The sequence below is a fragment of the Nannocystis sp. RBIL2 genome, from assembly GCF_026626745.1.
Classification (GTDB): domain Bacteria; phylum Myxococcota_A; class Polyangia; order Nannocystales; family Nannocystaceae; genus Nannocystis.
Window position 1 is genome coordinate 4,658,960 of record NZ_JAPNJW010000002.1, and the last position, 20,301, is coordinate 4,679,260.

The window sequence follows — 20,301 nt, forward strand, 5'->3', positions numbered from 1 at the left end:
GTGGATAGTGTGCGTGGCGCCGGCGCGACTCCGGCGTTCACGGTCCCGCGGGGGTAGTGGCGGGCCCATGCCGACCCGTCACGTGGCGGCGCACAATTTTTTCTTTTTCGCGCCCGGCCGGCTTGTCGGCCCGCCCTTCGCCCGGCTCGTCGAAGTCGGGGCCGAACACCTGGGCCCCCTCGCTGCGGATGGCCGCCGCGATCGCCGGGATGTCGGCCTGGGTGACCCTCGTGCCCTCCGCGATCGGCAGCGGAAAATTCTTGGGCAGCCAGGTGCCGAACTCGAACTCGACCGCGGCGAGCTCGGAGATCTCGCGGTCACCGATCCGGTGGTCGATGACCAGCGGCAGCGGGGGCGGCTGGCCCTCGCAGGCCTCGCGGACCGCCGGGTCGTGGACCAGCCAGGCCGGGACCGGCGACTCGGTATGGATATACCGCCGGGTCACCAGAGTGAACTCGGGCACCCGCTTCTTCGAGTCCCACCACAGGCCGTCGACCGCCTGCATCGCCGCCCGCGCGCCGTCCTTGGGCAGCGCCCCCAGGCGGCGCAGGGCCTCGCCGATCCACGCCTGCATCGCCAGGTCGTACTCCTCGCGCGAGCGGATCTCGCCGTCGAGGACCAGCCCCGCCGCGAGGTTGATGCCGAGCACGTTCGAGTACACGTCCTCCGGCGAGAACGACGACAGCCGCTCCGACACCCCCGGCACGCTCTCGAAGCCGTACCACGTGACCACCTCGTGCCACGTCGACAATTGATAGACCGCCCAGCTCGCCAGAGTCACCGCCGTCTTCCACCGGCCGTGGCGCTCGATGATCCCCGGCGGCAGCGCCTTGACCACCACCCGCCGCTTCGTGCCCTCCTCCGGCCAATCGACGGTCGCCGCCTCGGGCAATCGTCGCGCCAGCTGCAGCGCCAAAAAGAGCGTGCGATCGGCGGTGTCGCGCACGTGGGCGATGTCGAGGAACCCGCCGCGGCAGGTGTAGACCAGCCCGTTGCGCTCGCGCGTCGCGTCGCCCTTGTCGTAGCCGTGCGGCCCGATCTCCTCCGGCGCGCGGATGTTCTCGTTCTTGTACAGCGGCACCGGCACCGGCCCGACCTCGGCCCGCAGATCCTGGCCGAACGCGCAGCACGGCCGGAGCTTCTGCGGCGGGTCGAACACCGGCACGCTGGCCGGGTCGAAGTCGGTCGCCACGTCGGCCGGGTCGTGCAGCGCGCGCGCGACCTCGCGGCTGTCGACCACCAGCGGCGCCTTCCACGTCGGCGCGCAGGCCGTGATCGCGGCGACGAGCGGTGCCAGCAATCGCCCCGCCCCACGCCTCGCGGCGCTCGTCGGGGCCTCCCCACCTATGTCGGCATTCGCGTGTGCGCTCCGCACGTTCTATGCTCTGATCGCGACATGACCGTCCGGCAATGCCTGGTGCTCCTCCTCGCCTGCTGCGCGCTCGGCCTGGGCGTCCCGCTGCTGCTGGGCGTCACCTATTCGGCGCGGCTCTCGTCGCACGACACCGGCTTCTTCGCCGTGCAGGTCGACGACGCGATCGCCGCGGACGCGCAGCCGCGTAGACCGCGCCGCAGCGTGCTGGTGGTGATCGACGGCCTCGGTCACGAGGCCGCCAAGACCATGGGCGCGATCGCGCTCCTGCGCGAGCACGGCCAGTGTCGCAAGACCGCCGTCGGCGTGCCCTCGATGTCGCGCCCGGTGTACGCCACGATCTCCACCGGCCTCGAGCAGGACCGCACCGGCGCCCGCGGCAACGACGACGAGGCCCCGCTGTTCGCCCAGTCGATCTGGCAGCGGGCCCGCGCCGCCGGCATGTCGGTCGCGGTCGTCAGCGAGCTGACGTGGTGGGAAGAGCTGTTCCCCGGCGCCTTCACCCACTACGACGTCCTCCCGCTCGACGCCGACTACTTCGCCGCCCTCCCGCCGGCCGACCTCCAGCTCGTCCACCCGCTCTACGTCGACGAGGTCGGCCACGAGCACGGCGCCGCCTCGCCCGAGTACGCCGAGGCGGTCGCGCGCGCCGATCGCGAGCTCACCGGCCTGCTGCGCACCCTCGACTTCTCTCAGGACCTCGTGATCCTCACCGCCGATCACGGGCACTCGCAGCGCGGCGGCCACGGCGGCGCGCAGGAGCCGATCGCCAATGTCATGACCTGCCACGCCGGCTTCGGCGTCCGCCGCGACCCCGACTACGGTCATTTACGAATCACCACAGTCGCCCCGTCGCTGGCGCTGCTGCTCGGCCTGCCGTTCCCGGCCCACATGCGGGCCGGCGACGACGACCTCGACGCCCTGTTCGCCATCGCCGACCCGGCCGCCTTCCCGCCGGCCTACCTCGAGGACCGCCGCGCCGCCGTCGAGCGGTTCCGCCGCGCCAACGAGGACGCGGTGCGCGCGTGGCTGCCCGACAGCGCGGGCAGCTGGGACGCCTTCTACGAGGCTTGGCGCCAGCGCCACCGCAGCGGCGCGCGGGTGCTGGTCGCCGCGCTGGCGCTGGTGTTCCTGCTGCAGCTCTACCTCCACCGCCGGCGCGAGCAGCAGGGCGAGGCCCGCAGCGCCGCGCTGTTCGGCCTCGGCTTCCTCGCGGTGTTCGGGGCCGTCACCTACGCCCTGCAGGTCGGCCTGCGCGGCAGCTTCGACCTCAGCTCGGTCGCCGGCCGCGCCGACCTCATCGGCTTCACCCTCACCATGGGCTTCGGCTGGACCACCCTCGCGGTCGTCGTCCACTGGCTGGCGCGCCGCGATCGCTGCGCCCTGATGCTCGACCTCTCCGCCATCCTCCTGGCCGGCGCCGTCCTGTCCGCCGCCCACCCGCTGGTGCTCGGCTGGCGCCTCGGCTTCCCCGTCCCCTCGCCCACGGTCTACTTCTTCCCCTACTTCGCCGCCCTCATGTTCCCCGCGGTCACCGGCGTCGCCGTCGTCGTCGCCGCCCTGGTCGGCCTGCGCCCGCTCCGCCGCCGCTCCGACATGATCGCAAAGACATGACCATCGGGGCATGCTCTCTCGAGCATGCCCCCGAGGACATGTCCTTCAGCCCACCCGGCGGATGCGGAACGGCAGCATCGTCTGGACCAGCGGCGAGCAGAAGCGCGACAGCGACAGCGACTCGTGGACCGCGCGCACCGGCACCTCGCCGACGCGGGTGGCGACCTGCGTGCGCGCGTAGAACGGGGTGTCCTCGAGCGTGCGGATCACCGTGGCCGGGGCCCCGTCGGTCCGCGTGGAGCGGGGGATCCACCAGCGCGTGCGCCCGAGCGTCATCGCGTGCGCGGCGGCCAGCGGCTCGACCTTGCCGTCGGCGTGGAACACCCGCCCGAGCTGCAGCTGGCTGCCGTCGCGGCGGTGGGCGTCGTACAGCACCACGGTGCGGTCCGGCAGCGCCGCGCGCGACCAGCTCCAGTCGACGAAGGCCGCCTCGAGCGGCTCCTCGCCGAAGTTCGCGTCGTGGTAGCCGGTCCCGCGCAGCGTCAGCGCCGGCGCCGTCAGCTCGGCCTCCACGTGCGCGTGCGGGGCCGCCGGGAACCACGTGTGGCGGCCGCGGGCGTCGAGCCGCTCCGGGCGGTCGGGGAACGCCGACGGGTACAGGCGCACCGTCCCGGCCACCCGCTGGCCGAGCACCGCCGTGCGCTCGTCGAAGCGGACCACCAGGCAGTCGCCCTCCCACGCCATCGAGCTGCTGCCGACCTGCAGCCGGTCCGGGCCACGCTCGACCTCGCTGGCGCCGTACTCGGAGAACACCCACGCGTCCACTCCGGGCCCGTAGAGCGCCACGTTGATCGCGCAGTGGGCCATCGGGTCGGCCGCGCCGGCCGGCGCCCTGGCGCGGGCCTTGGCGTAGTACGGCGAGAACACGCTGCCGACGAAGGCGATGATCGTCAGTCCGTGGCTGCCGTCGTCGCTGAGCGCGTCGAGGTACCACCAGCCGTAGCCGCCCGGAGGGACCAGCCGGTCGAACCGAGGCCCGCGCACGCCGTCGCCGCGGCGAACCGACCGCTCAGCGTCGCCATCGGCACCCCCGCCCCCGGATGCACGCTGCCCCCGGCCACGTACAGCCCCGGCAGCTTCGTCGTCGCCGTCGGCCGCCCCAGCGCGTCCAGCAGGCCCCGTGTCGCCGTCCCGTACAGCCCCCCGCCCGAGCCGGGGAACCTCGCCGCGAAGTCGTCGGGCGTCGTCACCCGCGGCGGCTCCGCGGGCGCCATCGACAGCCCGCAGCGCTCGATCACTCGCCATGTCGCTCGTTCGCATGCCTCGATCTCCCTCGCCGTGAGCCACCCTTCGCCGCCGCGTGGCGGCGCGTTCACCAGTACGAACAGGCGCTCCGGGCCGACCGCCGCGAGATCGGCCTGGCGATCCGGCGCACACACGTAGACGGTCGGCTCGGCCGGGAGCGCCCCACGGTCCAGCAGGGCCGTGAACTCGGCCGCGTAGTCCCGCGAGAACAGTACGTTGTGATAGGCCAGCGGCCAGCCCTCGGCCGTGCCGCGCAGGCACCACGTCACCGCCGACAGCGAGCGGCGGGACTTCGGCGGCGCCTTCACGGCTCGCGCCGCCTCCGCGCCGAGCAGGCCGCCGCCCAGCGCCGCCAGGTCACCGGCGAAGATCACCGCCTCGCACGGCACCCGCTCCCCCGACGCCAGCCGGACCGCCCGGACCCGCGAGTCGGCCTCGATCGCGGCGACCTCGGCTCCGTGGCGGATCTCCGCTCCGTGGCGGCGGGCCAGCTCGGCGACCGCCCGGGTCAGCGCCGACATCCCCCCGGCCGGGGCCCACACTCCAGTCTGCTCGACGTGGGCGATCAGGTTGAGCGTCGCCGGGGCCTCGAACGGGCTCGAGCCGTAGTACGTCGCGTAGCGGCCGAACAGCTGGCGCAGCCGCGGGTCCTGGAAGAAATCGCCGAGGGCCTTCCACATCGTGCGGTGGAAGTCGAGGCCGAGGGCGCCCGGCAGCCCGCGCAGGCCGAGCGAGCCGACCAGGCTCGCCAACGTCGGCTGCGCCGTGCGGATGAACGGACCCTGGACTTTCTGGTAGATCGCCTCTGTGTGGCGGCAGAACGCGAGGTACCCGGAGGCGTCGGCCGCCGAGGCGAAGCGGTTGATCGCCGCCGCCGTGGCCTCGCGGTCGGCGTACAGGTCGAGCCGCTCGCCGTCCTGCCACGCGTGGCGCGCCAGCACCGGCAACGGCTGCAGCCGCACGTGCTCCGCCAGCGCGGCGTCCGCATCGGCGAACAGCGACTCGAACACCCAGCGCATCGTCAGCACCGTCGGCCCGGCGTCGATCGACTGGCCTCCGACCCGCTCCTGGCGCACCTTGCCGCCGACCTCGGCCCCGCGCTCGAGCAACAGCACCGAGGCCCCGCGGCGGGCACAGTCGACGGCCGCCGCCAGACCTCCGGCCCCGCCGCCGATCACGACTACGCGGGGGCTCTGCTTCACCACCACCATGACTGTCGCCAAATTATCGCGACCACTCCAGGTTTCAAGTCTTTGTCCAACGATCGGCGCATGCATTGACAATCCTTGAACACGCAGGCACACTTTTGCGCCTATCTCCGACTCATAGGCGGCCCGGGCGGGCCTGAGCAGCGGCCATGGATTCTCGACGGCGCATCGACCGAGCCCTGAAGAGCTGCCTCGACCAGGCGACCGCACCCCCCTGTCCGCCGCGGCTGGGCGAGGCGATGCGCCACGCCGTCTTCCCGGGCGGGGCGCGATTTCGCCCCGAGTTCTGCCTGGCGGTCGCGGAGGCCTGCGGCGGCGCTCACCCGGCCCTGGCGGACGCGGCCGCGGCCGCCATCGAGCTGCTGCACTGCGCCTCGCTGGTCTACGACGACCTGCCGTGCTTCGACGACGCGGCGGTCCGGCGCGGCCACGCCACGGTGCACGCCGCGTTCGGCGAGGAGCTGGCGATCCTGGCCGGCAACGCCCTGATCGTCCTCGCCTTCGACGCCCTCGCGCGGGCCGGCGGCCCGCACCCGCACCTCTTGCCCGGCCTCTTGCGGGTCGTCGCGCGCGGCGTCGGCGGGCCCTCGGGCATCGTCGCCGGCCAGGGTTGGGAGTCCGAGGTCGGCCTCGACGACCTCGGTCGCTACCACCGGGCCAAGACCGGCGCCCTGTTCGAGGCCGCGGTGATCGCCGGGGCCATGACCGGCGGCGGCGACCCCTTGCAGTGGACCGGGCTCGGCTATCGCCTCGGCGAGGCCTACCAGATCGCCGACGACATCCGCGACGCCTACGGCCGGCCCGAGCTGCTCGGCAAGCCGGTCGGCCAGGACCGCGCCCACCACCGGCCCTCCGCCGTGCGCGAGCTGGGCCTCGACGGCGCCACCGGCCACCTCAGCGAGCTCGTCGACCAGGCGGCCGGACGGATCCCCGCCTGCGCCGGCCGCAGCGACCTCCTCGCCCACCTGCGCCACTGGTCCGAGCAGCTCCTCGCCGCCCCGCCGCCCCTCGCCGCCAGCCTCCGCTCGTGACCGGCGACGCTCGCCAGCTCGTCCGTTCGCCCGCGAGCCGGGGCCGCCGGCGCAGAGCCTGCGCCGCGCCCTTTCACGGCCCCGCACCTGCTTTCCGGCCACCCCGGTCCGGCGCGGCCGTCCGGCCTCGCTCGTCATCCCCCGCATTCGGCCCTCGCTCGCGCCCGATCCTCGCGCAGACTCTTCACTCCTCACCCGAGCCCACGCCATGACTCGACCGCCGCCGTCCTTGCGCGCGCAGAAGCAGGCCGTCCCGCACGCCTTCGACCGCGTCGCCGCCCGCTACGACCTCCTCACCGGCATGAACCCCGGTTACCACAAGCACCTGGGGCGCAGCGCCGAGCGCATGCGGATGCCGGAGGATGCTGACCTTTTGGACCTGTGCTGTGGGACAGGTCTCTCCACCCTCGCGCTCGTGCGCACCTACCCGCGCGCGCGCATCACCGGCCTCGACGCCTCGGTCGGCATGCTCGACCTGGCCCGCAAGAAGCGCGAGCTCACCGGCGTCCGCTTCCTGCAGGGCGACGCCATGGACCCGGCGGCCTACGGCGCGAGCGGCCCGTTCGACGGCATCTTGATGGCCTACGGGATCCGCAACATGCCGGACCCCGACCTGTGCCTGCGCCGGCTGCTCCCGCTGCTCAAGCCTGGCGGCGTGGTCTGCTTCCACGAGTACAGCGTGCGCGACTCGCTGCGGGCCCACCTGGTGTGGAACGCGGTGTGCCTCGGCATCATCATCCCCGCCGGCCTCGTCACCTCGCCGGGCTCGAACATCTACCGCTACCTGCGCCGCAGCGTGAACGCCTTCGACGGCGCCGCCGCCTTCCAGCGCCGCCTCCAGGCCGCCGGCTTCTGCGACACCCAGTCGGCCACCATGGACGGCTGGCAGGAGGGCATCGTCCACACCTTCCTGGCCCGCCGCCCCGCGTGAGCCATACCTGCAGCGCGGCCGCCTCGCGCGATCGCGCCACCTGTCCCCGAGGACATTAGCCATTCCTGTCCCGAGAGACATCTCCTGAGCACCTTCGACCGATTCGCTTCCCCCTCGTTCATGCCATGCTGGGAATCTCCCGCCGACTCGCCAACAATCCTGACCGGAGCGCCCCGGTCGCCCTGCCGCGGCCGCTCGACGTCCTCGTCGTCGGCGGCGGCATCGCCGGGCTCGCGGCGGCCACCGTCCTGAGCGAGCGAGGCGCTCGCGTCACGGTGCTCGAGCCCGAGACCTTCCTCGGCGGCCGCGCCGGCGCCTGGACGGACACCCTCGCCGACGGCACCCGGTTCGAGATGGAGCGGGGCTTTCACGCCTTCTTCCGCCAGTACTACAATTTGCGCGCCTGGCTGCGGCGCATCGACCCGGAGCTCGGCTTCCTGCGCCCCGTCGACGACTACCCGCTGCTCGGCCCCGACGGCCTGCGCGAGTCGTTCGCCGGCCTGCCGAAGCTGCCGATCTGGAACCTCGTCAGCCTGATCCGCCGCAGCAGCACCATGACCTGGCGCGACGCCCTGCGCGTCGACGACACCTGCGGGCGGGCGATCATGGCCTACGACCCGCTCGCCACCTACGCCCAGTTCGACCGCGAGGACGCGCGCAGCTTCCTCGACCGCCTCGGCTTCCCGCCGCGCGCGCGGCAGATGCTGTTCGATGTGTTCGCCCACTCCTTCTTCAACCCGGAGCAGGAGTTCAGCGCCGCCGAGCTGCTGATGATGTTTCACTTCTACTTCGTCGGCAACCCGGAGGGCATCGTCTTCGACGTCGCCTCGGGCCCGTTCTCCACCGCGATCTGGCAGCCGATGGCGGCGGTGCTCGAGCGCCGCGGCGTCCGCCTGCGCACGGGCGAGGGCGCCGTCCACTTCACCCGCACCAGCGACGGCCGCCATCGCATCACCAGCTCCAAGGGACAGGTCTACGACGTCGACGCCTGCATCCTCGCCACCAGCGTCCCGGCGCTGCAGCACCTCGTCGCCGAGTCGCCCGGGCTCGGCCATCCGCGAGGCGTCGCGCCCGAGGACCCCGGGGCCGGCCACTGCTGGCGCGAGCAGGTCGCGGCCCAGACCGTCACCGCCCGCTTCGCGGTGTGGCGGCTGTGGCTCGACCGCCCGAGCGCCCCCGGCCGCTCCCCGTTCGTCGGCACCACCGGCCTCGGCCTCGTCGACAACATCTCGCTCTACCCGCTGTTCGAGGACGAGAGCCGCGACTGGGCCGCGCGCACCGGCGGCAGCGTCGTCGAGCTGCACGCCTACGCCCTGCCCGACGCGCTGGAGGAGCCGGAGATCCGCGCCGACCTCCTGCGCGCCCTCCACGAGCTCTACCCCGAGACGCGCGACGCCAAGATCATCGACGAGCGCTTCCTGCTGCGCCAGGACTGCCCCGCCTTCCGCCCCGGCGCCCATCCCCAGCGCCTCCGCGTCGACACCCCCGACCCGACCCTCTACCTCGCCGGCGACTTCGCCCACACCCCGTTCCCCACCGCGCTCATGGAGCGCGCCGCCAGCACCGGCATCCTCGCCGCCAATCACATGCTTCACCACCACGGCGCCGCCGAGGAGCCGCTGTGGTCCGTCCCCCCGCGCGGCCCCCTGGCCCGCCTGATCCACCGCAAGGGCCTGCGCCACCCGGGCTAGCGCCCGTCCGCGCAAAAGCCCCCGGTCGACCAGAGAACGCGCCCCGGGCCGCAGCGACCGCACCACGGAGGATCACCCTGCGTCTGGCCTCGGCGCGACATTGACAGCAATCCGGGCACCCTTTCGGGTGCGTCGCCGCCTTGCCGCATTGCTTGTCGGCCACGCACGACAGGACGAATCCCCGACCCCGCCCTCGCGGACGCACGAGCGCCTCGCCGCTCGCGCCCGCGCTCGAGCGCCGCGGTCCGAGGCCGCGCCTGCACGGCCGAGAAATACCGTGATACGGCGACCTGGGCCCGATCGAGCATTGCCCCGCGGCGTCGATGCGAGCGCGATGTGGCATGATCTGCGCGAGCGCGCCGCGGGCTATACGCGCGCTCGCAGCCGTCGCTCTCGAGCGAGGCTCCGTGAACCCCGTCGAAGCACGAGGAAAGCGGCAGGTACAATCCGGCTAGCGCGTCGCGTCGACCTCACTATGCTTGCACCGATGCTTGCGCGAATTAGCATTTCATGCGGGACAATGTGGGCAATGGTCGCGGCGCTGAGCGGTTGTGGCGGCGTCGGTGGCACCCCGGGGACCGACACCGATACCGGCAGCAGCACCACCGGCATTCCGGGGATCACCAGCGTCACCACGACCGAGACCGGGCCGACCACCACCGGTTCGACCACCGACGGCGCCATCAAGTTCGACCTCCCCGTCGGTCCCGGCAGCGAGACCGACAGCGACGGCAGCGACACCAGCGTGTGTGCCGACGCCGACGTCACCTTCGAGCCGCAGATCCCCACCGTCCTGCTGCTCATCGATCAATCCGGCAGCATGACCACCCAGTTCGGCGACACCGACCGCTGGGAGGCCGTCTACAACGCCCTGCTCGACCCCGACGACGGCCTCGTCCCCCAGCTCGAGGGCCAGGTCCGCTTCGGCATGGCGCTCTACACCAGCTTCGAGGGCAACCAGGGCGGCCGCGAGTGTCCCGTCATCACCGAGACCCCGCCCGCGCTCGACAACTACCAGGCCATCGCCGCCACCTGGGACGCCAGCCAGCCCGAGGACGAGACTCCGACCGGCGAGTCGATCGCCGCAGTCACCCCGACCCTCGTCATGGACCCCTCCGAGGGCACCAAGATCATCGTCCTCGCCACCGACGGCGAGCCCGACACCTGCGCCGAGCCCAACCCGCAGAACGGCCAGGAGGAGTCCGTCGAGGCCGCCGCCGCCGCCTTCGGCCAGGGCGTGCGCACCTACGTGATCAGCGTCGGCAACGAAGTCAGCGACCAGCACCTGCAAGACGTCGCCAACGCCGGCGCCGGCGTCGGCAACGGCGACCCCGACGCCCCGTTCTACAAGGCCGACGACGCACAGGCGCTCGCCGACGCGTTCGCCGACATCGTCGACGGCGTGCGCGACTGCAAGCTCACCCTCGACGGCACCGTCTCCGAGGGCGGCGAGGACCAGTGCACCGTCTACGTCAACGGCGAGATCGTCCCGTTCGGCGACGACAACGGCTGGCAGCTCAACAACCCCGGCGAGGTCGAGCTGGTCGGCGACGCCTGCGACGCCATCCAAAACGGCGAGGTCCAGGTCTCGATCAAGTGCGCCTGCGGCGTGGTCGTCCCGCCCGGCTGAGCGCTCGCGCTCGTCATTAGACAGTGCGAAATCGACCGCGGGAGCGATGCCGCCCCCGCGGCAAAACCGCGAGCGGAAGTGCCCACAAAGGCTTCATGACGGCAGGCGAAGACGCCTGTAGGATCGGCGATCAGGTGATCGCTGGATGCGGGCGGAACTCGAACATTGGGCTAGAAACTATCCCGTCGAGCGTAACAAAGGTGACGCCGCTTTTGCCGGCTCCCACATGGTTCAGTTTGTAGCGACCGTGCTCCCCGACGCGATCCGGGATCGGATTCCCGAGCTCGCTGGTCGCTATCTTGTGAAAGGCAGCGCCGGTCAAGGCAAGTGGACCTTCACGCCATGGGTAGCCCTCCTTCACCCGGCGGTCACGACCTCAGTACAGGACGGTTACTACATCGCCTACCTCATGAGCATAGATGGGTCGTCGATCTATCTCACGCTCAACCAGGGCTGCACCACTCTCAAGAATACCGTCGGCCTGGGTGCAGCGCGCGAGGAGCTCGGACGAAGAGCGGTGCTCATGCGGGGACGTATCGCTCACCATGTGAGACAGATGAAACCAGGGGCACCCGATTTCGGAACACAATGGTGGCGGGCAGATCTTTACACGGCGGGAAACATAGTCGCCATTCGCTATGATACTGCGACCTTGCCTGATGAACCCCGGCTCATAGCGGATCTCTCCGAAGCAACGGCACTGTACGAGGCGCTACGACGAGAAGGCGGATGGGACTCACCCGAGGAGATCTTTCAGGAGTCCGAAGCGGCCAAGGAGACAGGCTCGTTCGTCCACGCAAAGAAGTACCGGCAACATCGCTCGGTCGAACGACAATCGACCCATTCCAAAAAGGTGAAGAAGCTCCAAGGATATCGCTGCAAAGGCTGCGACATCTTGTTGACGGAGAGGTATGGCAGCATCGCGCACCAACTCATAGAGGCGCATCACCTGACGCCGCTCAACACCTTGGATGAAGGGGTCGAGGTCCGATTCGATCCGGCCACAGACTTCGCCGTGCTCTGTCCGAACTGTCACGCGATCATCCATCGGATGGACGATCCATCGGACCTGGAAGGTTTGCGGCGTCTGGTTCAGACGGCTTCCTCGAGAACTTCCTCCCCGTCCTCGGGATGACGAGCGCGCCACCTCGCTCTGCCGCGGCGCCTCTCCCGCCCGCCTAGCAGGTCGCTGAAAAATGGCGACGGAGCCCGCGAAGCCGCCCCACTCATCATCGAGAAGTGCCCTGCGCGGCCGAATTCGGCCATGTTCTGTCCGAATGGACATGCCGATTTGGGCCGGCCGGGACTTTTTCAGCAACCTGCTAGACCGGACTCGGCGCTCACCCGCGATCCACGCGCGGTCGCAGCCAGCGGTGCCGCACCGGCACCACGGGCACCACGAAGTCCTTGAGCGTCGTGCGGCGCTCCTCGCGGCCGCGGCGCAGCGCCTCCGCGCGTTGAGCACGATCGCTGATCGCTCCGAACAGCCCGAAGGCGACGAACATCAGGAGCAACAGGACGAGCGGCGTCATCGTGTGTGACCTCCTCGCCTCGAGCGTGGGACCGATCGGGCCCGTGCGCCCTCGTGATCGCGCGAACGCCAGCACAGGCCCCGTCAATCGCTCGTGTACTGTCGTGCTCGCCGGCGTCGCTGCGGCCGCCGCCCGGCGCATGCCCGAACACGCGAGCTTGGCGGGCTCTGCCGCCGTTCTGCGCCCTGCCGCCACCGCGGCCGCCGCGCGCTGTATGCTGGGCGCGCATGTCCGACCGCCCTGTGCGTCACCCCTGGTCGAAGAACCTCCCGTCCGGCTTCGCCGCACCTGCACTTTGGGACAGCATCGTCATCGGCTCCGGCATGGGCGGCATGACCTGCGCCGCCATGCTCGCCGCGCTCGGCCAGCGCGTCCTCGTGCTCGAGCAGCACTACGTCCCCGGCGGCTTCACGCACAGCTTCAAGCGCGGCAAGTACCACTGGGACGTCGGCGTCCACGCCGTCGGCGAGGTCACCGAGCGCAGCATGCCCGGGCGGCTCCTGGCCGGGCTCACCGGGCGCCGGCTGCAGTGGGCCTCGCTCGGCCCCGTCTACGACGCCTTCGTCTTCCCCGACGGCCTCCAGCTCGGCTTCCCCGACAACCCGCAGGCCTTCCGCGCCCTCCTGCACGACACCTTCCCGGCCGAGCGCGACGCCGTCGACGCCTACTTCGCCCGCGTCCGCGAGGTCTCGGCGGCCATGCGCTCGTACTACCTGGCCCGCCTCGCCCCGCCCTCTGCACATGTCTTCATGGACATGTTCACGAGGACAGCCCGCCGCGCCTTCGGCGAGACCGCCAAGCACGCGCTCGACCGCCTGACCGACGATTCGCGGCTCAAGACCGTCCTCGCCGCCCAGTGGGCCTACCACGGCGCCACCCCGAGCCGGGCCTCCCTGACGATCCAGGCGCTCGTCACCAAGCACTTTCAGTGGGGCGGCTATTACCCCGTCGGCGGCTCCTCGGCGATCGCCCGCGAGCTGCTGCAGACCGTCGCCGACGCCGGCGGCTACACGCGGATCTCCGCCGACGTCGAGCAGATCCTGCTCGAAAACGGGGCGGCCGTCGGGGTGCGCCTGCGCGACGGCGAGGAGATCCGCGCACGCCGGGTGATCAGCGCGGCGGGCGTATCTTCGACCGTGCAGCGGCTGTTGCCGCGCGAGGTCGCCGACACCCGCTGGGCCGCCAGCGTCCGCGCGCTGCCGCCGGCCCCGGCCCACGTCTGCCTGTACCTCGGCTTCAAGGGCGACATCCGCTCGGCCGGCGCCGGTGCTTACAATCAATGGTACTACGATACTTGGGACACCGAGGTCGACGCCTGGGACATCACCGACCCCGAGCGGCTCGCCGACGCGCCGGTCCTGTACTGCAGCTTCCCCTCGCTCAAGGACCCCGCCTACGACCCCGGCCCCGAGCAGCGGCACACAGGCGAGGTCGTCACCTTCGTCCCGTGGGACCGCTTCTCCGGCTGGCTCGGCACCCGCTGGATGCGCCGCGGCGACGACTATGATCAATTCAAAAAGGTGCTGCAGGACCACCTGCTCGGCCAATTTCTGAAAAAACTGCCGGGCCTCGCGCCCATGATCGATCACGTCGAGCTGTCGACCCCGCTGTCGACCGAGACCTTCGCGCGGCCGATGCAGGGCTCGATCTACGGCATCCTCCCGACCCCCGAACGGTTCGCCAACCCCTACCTGCGACCGCGCAGCAAGATCGCCGGGCTCTTCTTCGCCGGCAGCGAGGTCGCCACCGTCGGGGTCATCGGCGCCATGATGGGCGGAGCCCTCGCCGCCGCCGCAGTCGACCCGCTCGGCGCCACCCGCCTCCTCCGCAGCCTCTGACAGCACGTTTTTTTTTAAAGACTCGCGGCGTGCTGACGCCGCAGCGCTCGAACGACCCGCGACTGCGGAGGTCGCGGGAGACGTCGCGTTCTGCCGATCGCTCGGGAAAAGCAGGAGCGCGGCGGGGCGCGAAAGCGAGCGGCACGGGGCCACGAAGGTCACGAAAATTTCTGTGACGGGAATCGGCGCGGTCGGAGATGGGACCGTCATGCACACGCGCCCTCCACCACGTCCTTCGTCCTCGCCCCCGAAAGTGCGGCGTGGGACGGCCTGGACGACGGTGACACCGCCTCCGGCGCCACGGCCGCGGCCTCGCCATTGACGACGAGCCCGACCGACGACCACACACGACAAAGCTGCCAACCGGCGACGACGACGCTGACGGTAATACCACCGGCAGCGCCGGGTCGCCCTGATTCGGAGTTGATTCCAATGCGTTCCCTACACACCTTCTATTGCTTCGCCCTCCTTCTGACTGCCTGCCCTGGCCCGAACTCGGCCACCTCGGCCAGCGATTCCGGTGACGACTCGACCACCGGTGCGACCGGCGATCCCACAACCGGTTCGACCAGCGATGTCCCCACCGGCGGAGACACCGAGCAGTCCGTCGATCGGGTCGACCTCGCCTGCGACCTCATGCGCGAGGCGTGCGAGCGGCAGGTCGCGTGCGGCCACGCGATCGTCAACAACAACCCCGGCGGCGTCGATGCTTGCCTCGCGGAGCAGCGGTGCGAGACCGTGAGCGAGCTGCTCGACTTGCCGAACATCGAGCTCGACCCGGACGCCGTGGCGGCGTGCATCGCGGCGCTCGAAGCCGCGAGCTGCGGCGAACTCGTCACGCACGGGTTCGACATCGATCCGGGCTGCTCGCAGTACCTCGCCGGTACCCTCGGCGAGGGCGAGGCCTGCCACGGCGGTCTCGTCTCCGACTGCGCGCCGGGTCTGTCCTGCGTGTCCGAGGACGACACCTGCCCGGGCTCCTGCGTGGCCGTGCCCCCGCCTTGCAGCGAGGGATCGTGCGGCGCCGACGCGTTCTGCACGTTGGACGGCTGCCAGCCGCGGGCCGCGCTCGGCGAGGCGTGCGACGAGACGAAGATCGAGCTCGACAACCTGAGCGACAGAGCTTGCGCGGCCGGGAGTCATTGCGAGGACTCCGTCTGCGTGGCCGACCTCGGCGTCGGCGCGCCGTGCGGCGATCTGGACGTGCACGCCTGCGGCGACGGGGCGTGCGTGTGCGCCGATCTCGATAATTGCGATGATCCGGCCGCTTTCGCCTGCGGGCCCGCGCCCGGGGCGGGTGAGCCGTGCTCGACCGCCTTCGATTGCACCGATGGTCTCTATTGCGACTTCGACGCCGGTGGCCGCTGCGCCGCGCGCGGGGGGCCAGGCGAGGCGTGCAACGATTCGTTCGGCGCCTGCCTCCATTCGCTCGTGTGCGCGGACGGGACGTGCGTCGACGAACAGGAGAGCGTCTCCGACGTGCCCTTGTTCGAGGAGGGCGAGAGCTGCATCGGCGGCGGCTCCTGCCCGCTCGGCACGGCGTGCACTTGCGACGACGCGGACTGCCTCGACAAGCACTGCGTGCCTGCGCCCGGCCTCGGGGAGAGCTGCGAAGCGCAGGACCTCGACGGCCACGCCTGCTCCGAAGGCCTGTGCGACATCATCGCCAGCCACACCTGCGTGCTCCCGGGCGCCGCGGGGGAGACCTGCCCCGTGGACGGCTTGACCTTCGCCTGCGCCTCGCTCCTCTGCCTCGAGGGCCAGTGCGCATCCGCGGAGCAGACGCTCTGCCAGGAGTGACGCTTGTTCGGCCGCGGTCCGCGGGGCCCTGAGCCTCGCGGCCGCGCCCGTGCGAGGGCCTTTGCGGGGGCCCGATCGAACGCCGGCGACCGACACCGGGCGCTTCGGCGACGTGGCCGCCGGCGTCGCGGGCCATGACGATGACCCCGGCGGACTTCGGCGTGCTCGTGGCGCGGCTTCCCGCAGCCGGGGGTCGCTGCTAGTCTCTCCGCTCGCAGGCCGCGGCGGCGAGGACAGCCATCATGCAAGACCGGCTTCGTCACGACCGTGATCGCGCCCGTGCCGCCCACGCAGGACGGGCCGATGCTTCGACCTGGGATGATACTCAGTCCGTCGCGTCCGGCCCGCGATCGGCGATCTCGCGACACCTGGGCCTCCTCGTCCTCACCGCCGCCTGCGCGCAGCATGCACCTGTCCCCGAGGACATCCAGCGCCCCACGGCCGTGAGTGAGCGCCCTGTCCGCGCAGATTCATCCGATGTCCCCGAGGACATCCATGCCCCATCCGCGACTGACTCCGCGGACTCATCCCATATCCAAAAAAACAGTTCTCTCCCACTCGATCAACCTGTCCCCGCGGACATCTCGCCCCGCCTCGCCCCCCCGCCACCTGGCCTCGTCGACCTGCGCGCCGAGCTGCCCGGCGCCTGCTTCGACGTCCGCTACGCCACCGCCGACAACTTCACCGGCGCCGTCCTCCCGGGCTACGCCGCCGCGGGCGCGTGGCTGCGGCCGCGTCCCGCCGGCGCGCTCGCGCGGGTCCAGGCCGCGGTGAGCGCGGAGGGCCTCACCCTCCTCGTGTACGACGCCTATCGGCCCGCGCGGGCCAGCCTCGCCATGGTCGAGTGGGCCGAGCGCAGCGGCCGGCGGCAGCTCGTCGACGCCGGTTACATCGCCCGGCGCTCCGGCCACAACCGCGGCGACACCCTCGACCTCACCCTCGCCCGGCCCGGCACCTGCGAGCCGCTCGACATGGGCACCGCCTGGGACCACTTCGGCCCCGAGAGCCACTACGCGCGGGCCGGCGGCGACGCCCTCGCGCATCGCCGGCAGCTGCGTCGAGCCATGCAGGCCCAGGGCTTCACCCCGTACGACAAGGAATGGTGGCACTTCACCTTCCACGATCCCGACGCCGCCGCGCTCGACATCCCGTACCAGCCAGCTCCCTGATCTTTTGCGCCAGCGCCCGCGCCCGGCCCGATCTCCCGCGAACCGACACGAATCCTCCCCCTCGCGGGTCGCCCCGCGCGACGAACCTCGTTCTCCCGCGCTCGCTCGTCACTCTTCCCCCACTCGCAGACATCGACCCCCGGTTTGACAGCTCGGGGGCGCGCTGGGAGCATCGCCGGCGGAGGTCCGAATGCGCCCACTGCTGTCTGTTTCACTCCCCGCGCTCGCGCTCGCGGGCGTCGCCCTCACTGCCGGCGAGGCCCAAGCCGGCAAGGGCATCGTCCTTATCACCCACGGCGAGAGCGTCCTGCATTATGACGACCTCACCGGCGACGCCAAGAAGTTCGCCGACGAGACCACCGGCCACGAGGTGAAGGTCGGCTATCTCTACAGTCACTTCGGCGTGTTCTGGCTCGACCTGTGGACCTGGGACGGCAAGTATTGCCTCTACCACGGCGACGACGTGTGGGAGCTGACCCCGGAGGACGCCGCCGGCCTGCTCGGCGTCAAGGTCGACGACCTCGGCAAGCCGCTGCTCTACCGCGTCCCCCTGGGCATCCTGATCCTGCTCGGCCTCGGCGTCGGCTTCGGCCTGTGGCGCCGCTTCAGCCGCGATTAATCGCACCCGCGTCGGGCTCGCCGAATGGCGCGAGCCCGACTGCACTCATTCGCATACGATCACATCTTGGCGCGCATCGTCCGCACCAGGTGCCACAAGATCCCGTAGGCCGCGAGCACCACCACGAGCCCGCCGATGCCCGAGCTCGTCATGATGTAGAAGTCGGCCGCCGGCTCCGGCAAGTGGAACCCGCCGCCCGCCGGGAATGACATGTACCAGTCGCTGCCGTCCGCGCGGCTGAGCTGCGCCCGCATCCCGCGCATCATCTCGTTGGCGATCTGGATCAGCCACGCCACCCACCACACCAGCACCATCAGGCCCGCGCCGGCCCCGACCACGGCCTTGTAGGCCCCGCGCACGATCAGCGGCGGCATGAAGAAGTTGGCCACCGGGATGATCCACCCGGCCACCGCCATCCCCGGCCCGAACGGCGTCTTGCCGCGCTTCGCCGCGTACACCTTGTACAAGAACACCAGCAGGGCGACCCCGATCACCAGCGACAGCAGCGTGTAGAGCGGAACCACCGCCGGCCACAGCTGATGGCTCAGCGACGGCACCGTGTACGCCAGCGCGAACATCACCAGCGGCAGGCCGAAGCGCACCAGCAGCAACGCCTCGAGCAGCGTGCCGGGCTTCGGCCCCGCCGCCTCCGGCAGGCGCCGGATCGTCGACCGCCCCGCGCTCGTCCGCGCCGCGCCGGCGGCCACGAACGCCGCCGCGGTCACCGGCTCGAGGCTGCTCTCGAGGCCCGCCAGCGAGACATTGAGGATCTTCTCGAGCTGGGTCTTGAACGCCTGCAGGTCGAGGCCCTCGTGGAACCCGTAGTTGCTGCGGCTGCCGTCGGGCCGCGTCTCCGCCAGCACCGCCTCCTTCGCGTGCACCTGCCCGGTGGCGAGGTCGGCGCAGCGCTCGTAGAAGAACACGCTCGGCGCGCCCGCCCGCCGCACCAGCGCCAGGAACATCGCCTCGTTGGCGTTGAGCGCCGGCGGCATCGACACCACCACGACCTCGACGTCGCCCGACTTCACGTGGCCGACCACGTCGAGCTTCGCCATCTCGAGCCCGCCCGGCGCCAGCCCCACGTGCGGCAGCGCCTCGGCCAGGCCCTTGCCCGACTCGGTCCACAGGAAGAACAGGAACGCCTCGCGCTGCGGCCCGGTCAGCTCGGCGAACATGCGGTCGGGCGCGCGGAACGTCTCCGCCGGGATGACTTTCTTGGCGAACGAGAAGTGGTGCTGGCGTGCGGACATGCGGAGCTCTCAGGGCTGGGCGATGGTGGCGAGGAGCGCGGAGTAGTCGTCTTGGCAGATCGAATGGAACTCGAGCGGCCCGAGGCTGGCGCCGACCTCGAGCATGCGCACCGGCGGCCGGGCGACCTGCGGGAAGTCGGGGTCCTGCGGGTTCGCCAGCACGCAGCCGGGGCCGATGCCGAACAGCTCCTGATCGGCGGGATCGGGGTCGTCCTCGAACACCAGCGGCACATCGCCGGTCTCGAAGCCGACCGGCACGCCGGCGATCGCCAGCAGCCGCACCCGCGCCCCGCCGGTCTTGCTCGCCTGAATGTCGGCGAGCAAGCCGGTATAGCGCGACACCGGCCACAGCACCGCGTCGTCGTCGGCGACGTGGGGCTCGCCCTCGATGTCGTGGTTGGTCGCCGGGCACGCCGTGTACGTCGGCGCCCCGCCCTCGCACCGGACCCCCGCGTTGAAGCACACCGCACTGGTCGCGTCCGGGCGGTCCTGGTTCTCCCAGAAGATCTTGTTGTCCTGGAAGATGGACTTGAACGCCGGGTTGTAGCTGCAATCGACCTCGTCGGTCAGGAGCACAACCACCAGGTCGGCCTCCGGCCGCAAGAACCCGTACTCCGGCTGGTTCGCGTCCATCGACCGGACCAGGGCCATACGCATGCTCTCGAGCTGCGACTCGAAGCCGCAACCATTCACCCCCCGCGGCAGCGCGCACTGCAGCGCCTGCACCAGGCTCAGGCCCTCGTCGGCGAGGTTGGTGACGCCGCCGGTGCGCTCGAACCACGGCCGCACCTCCGGCTCGGGCTCCAGGCTCGTCGGCGTCGGCACGAGGTCGAACGCCCCGCGGTCGCACACGTCGGTGCACGCGTACGAAAAATCTTCCATGTTGAACGAGAACTCGCCCTTCGCGACCCGTTCGATGCAGCTGAGAGTCGCCATCGCCCCGTTCTCCGGCGTCGTCTGGGCCGACGGGCAGCGCGGATTGCCGGCGTCGGTCGTGGTGACGCCGATTCGCAGGTCGCGCTCGGTGTTCACCAGCGCGGCGATGTTCTTGGCCAGCCGCGCCTGCTCGTCCGCCATCGAGCCGGAGTTGTCGATCACGAACAGCACGTCGATCGCATTCGTCCCCGACGGCCCGCCCGTCGTCGTCGGCTCACCCGTCGTCGCGCTCGTCGTCGGCTCGTCGCCCGAGTCGTCCGGCTCACCCGAGGGCCCGTACGTCGGGCCTTGAGTCTGACCGGCGCTGACCGTCAGCTCGTCGAGGATGCTGCCCTTGCCGCCGCAGCCGGCCACGGCCAGCGCGAGGGCCCACGTCACCGGCGTTCGCACGCCGCGACTGTACCAAGCTTCGCCAGGAGCCGCGGGCGCGATTTC

Annotated in this window: 16 protein-coding genes; 10 read left to right on the forward strand and 6 right to left on the reverse strand. The window is 71.2% G+C overall.

Annotated elements, in window-relative coordinates; all coding sequences use genetic code 11:
• Positions 1-37 precede the first annotated feature (37 nt).
• A complete protein-coding gene (locus OV090_RS43325; RefSeq protein ID WP_267710776.1) occupies positions 38-1,300 on the reverse strand; it encodes a DUF4056 domain-containing protein in 1,263 nt (420 codons plus the stop codon).
• 96 nt (positions 1,301-1,396) lie between these two features.
• Here OV090_RS43325 and OV090_RS43330 point away from each other — a divergent pair, with 96 nt between their 5' ends.
• The gene (locus tag OV090_RS43330; protein ID WP_267710777.1) at positions 1,397-2,986 is read left to right on the forward strand and encodes an alkaline phosphatase family protein; all 1,590 of its coding nucleotides are present in this window, start codon (positions 1,397-1,399) and stop codon (positions 2,984-2,986) included.
• 45 nt (positions 2,987-3,031) lie between these two features.
• Here the strand turns inward: OV090_RS43330 and OV090_RS43335 are convergent, their stop codons facing one another.
• Together OV090_RS43335 and crtD are read right to left on the reverse strand one after the other, a co-directional pair.
• Positions 3,032-3,970, reverse strand: coding sequence for a carotenoid 1,2-hydratase (locus tag OV090_RS43335; RefSeq protein ID WP_267710778.1), 939 nt, complete (start codon positions 3,968-3,970; stop codon positions 3,032-3,034).
• A complete protein-coding gene (gene crtD / locus OV090_RS43340; RefSeq protein ID WP_267710779.1) occupies positions 3,877-5,442 on the reverse strand; it encodes a 1-hydroxycarotenoid 3,4-desaturase CrtD in 1,566 nt (521 codons plus the stop codon). Before crtD ends, OV090_RS43335 begins: the two co-directional genes overlap by 94 nt.
• A 146-nt stretch (positions 5,443-5,588) precedes the next feature.
• Between crtD and OV090_RS43345 the strand changes: the two genes are divergently transcribed.
• The 5 genes from OV090_RS43345 to OV090_RS43365 all read left to right on the forward strand — a co-directional run bounded on the left by OV090_RS43345 (position 5,589) and on the right by OV090_RS43365 (position 11,857).
• A complete protein-coding gene (locus OV090_RS43345; protein WP_267710780.1) occupies positions 5,589-6,470 on the forward strand; it encodes a polyprenyl synthetase family protein in 882 nt (293 codons plus the stop codon).
• Between the two features lie 208 nt (positions 6,471-6,678).
• On the forward strand, positions 6,679-7,401 hold the full coding sequence (locus OV090_RS43350; protein WP_267710781.1) for a class I SAM-dependent methyltransferase: 723 nt from the start codon (positions 6,679-6,681) through the stop codon (positions 7,399-7,401).
• Between the two features lie 125 nt (positions 7,402-7,526).
• Positions 7,527-9,092 (forward strand): FAD-dependent oxidoreductase, encoded by a 1,566-nt coding sequence (locus OV090_RS43355; protein ID WP_267710782.1) that lies wholly within the window; start codon positions 7,527-7,529, stop codon positions 9,090-9,092.
• Between the two features lie 529 nt (positions 9,093-9,621).
• Positions 9,622-10,722: a VWA domain-containing protein gene (locus OV090_RS43360; protein WP_267710783.1), complete on the forward strand. Its 1,101-nt coding sequence runs from the start codon at positions 9,622-9,624 to the stop codon at positions 10,720-10,722.
• 145 nt (positions 10,723-10,867) lie between these two features.
• Positions 10,868-11,857: a DUF3578 domain-containing protein gene (locus OV090_RS43365; RefSeq protein WP_267710784.1), complete on the forward strand. Its 990-nt coding sequence runs from the start codon at positions 10,868-10,870 to the stop codon at positions 11,855-11,857.
• 205 nt (positions 11,858-12,062) lie between these two features.
• On the opposite strand, the gene OV090_RS43370 is transcribed toward OV090_RS43365, so the two are convergent.
• Positions 12,063-12,254: a hypothetical protein gene (locus OV090_RS43370; RefSeq protein WP_267710785.1), complete on the reverse strand. Its 192-nt coding sequence runs from the start codon at positions 12,252-12,254 to the stop codon at positions 12,063-12,065.
• Positions 12,255-12,481: 227 nt separating this feature from the next.
• Between OV090_RS43370 and OV090_RS43375 the strand changes: the two genes are divergently transcribed.
• The 4 genes from OV090_RS43375 (at position 12,482) to OV090_RS43390 (ending at position 17,680) form a co-directional block, all read left to right on the forward strand.
• Positions 12,482-14,092: an NAD(P)/FAD-dependent oxidoreductase gene (locus tag OV090_RS43375; protein ID WP_267710786.1), complete on the forward strand. Its 1,611-nt coding sequence runs from the start codon at positions 12,482-12,484 to the stop codon at positions 14,090-14,092.
• Positions 14,093-14,524: 432 nt separating this feature from the next.
• A complete protein-coding gene (locus OV090_RS43380) occupies positions 14,525-15,892 on the forward strand; it encodes a hypothetical protein (protein WP_267710787.1) in 1,368 nt (455 codons plus the stop codon).
• Positions 15,893-16,335: 443 nt separating this feature from the next.
• Complete coding sequence (locus OV090_RS43385) at positions 16,336-17,061, forward strand: M15 family metallopeptidase (protein WP_267710788.1); 726 nt, start codon at positions 16,336-16,338, stop codon at positions 17,059-17,061.
• Positions 17,062-17,251: 190 nt separating this feature from the next.
• A complete protein-coding gene (locus tag OV090_RS43390) occupies positions 17,252-17,680 on the forward strand; it encodes a hypothetical protein (protein ID WP_267710789.1) in 429 nt (142 codons plus the stop codon).
• A 59-nt stretch (positions 17,681-17,739) separates the two neighbouring features.
• Here OV090_RS43390 and OV090_RS43395 read toward each other — a convergent pair whose 3' ends face one another.
• Together OV090_RS43395 and OV090_RS43400 are read right to left on the reverse strand one after the other, a co-directional pair.
• On the reverse strand, positions 17,740-18,930 hold the full coding sequence (locus tag OV090_RS43395) for a DUF4328 domain-containing protein (protein WP_267710790.1): 1,191 nt from the start codon (positions 18,928-18,930) through the stop codon (positions 17,740-17,742).
• A gap of 9 nt (positions 18,931-18,939) precedes the next feature.
• The gene (locus tag OV090_RS43400) at positions 18,940-20,256 is read right to left on the reverse strand and encodes a hypothetical protein (protein WP_267710791.1); all 1,317 of its coding nucleotides are present in this window, start codon (positions 20,254-20,256) and stop codon (positions 18,940-18,942) included.
• Positions 20,257-20,301 lie beyond the last annotated feature (45 nt).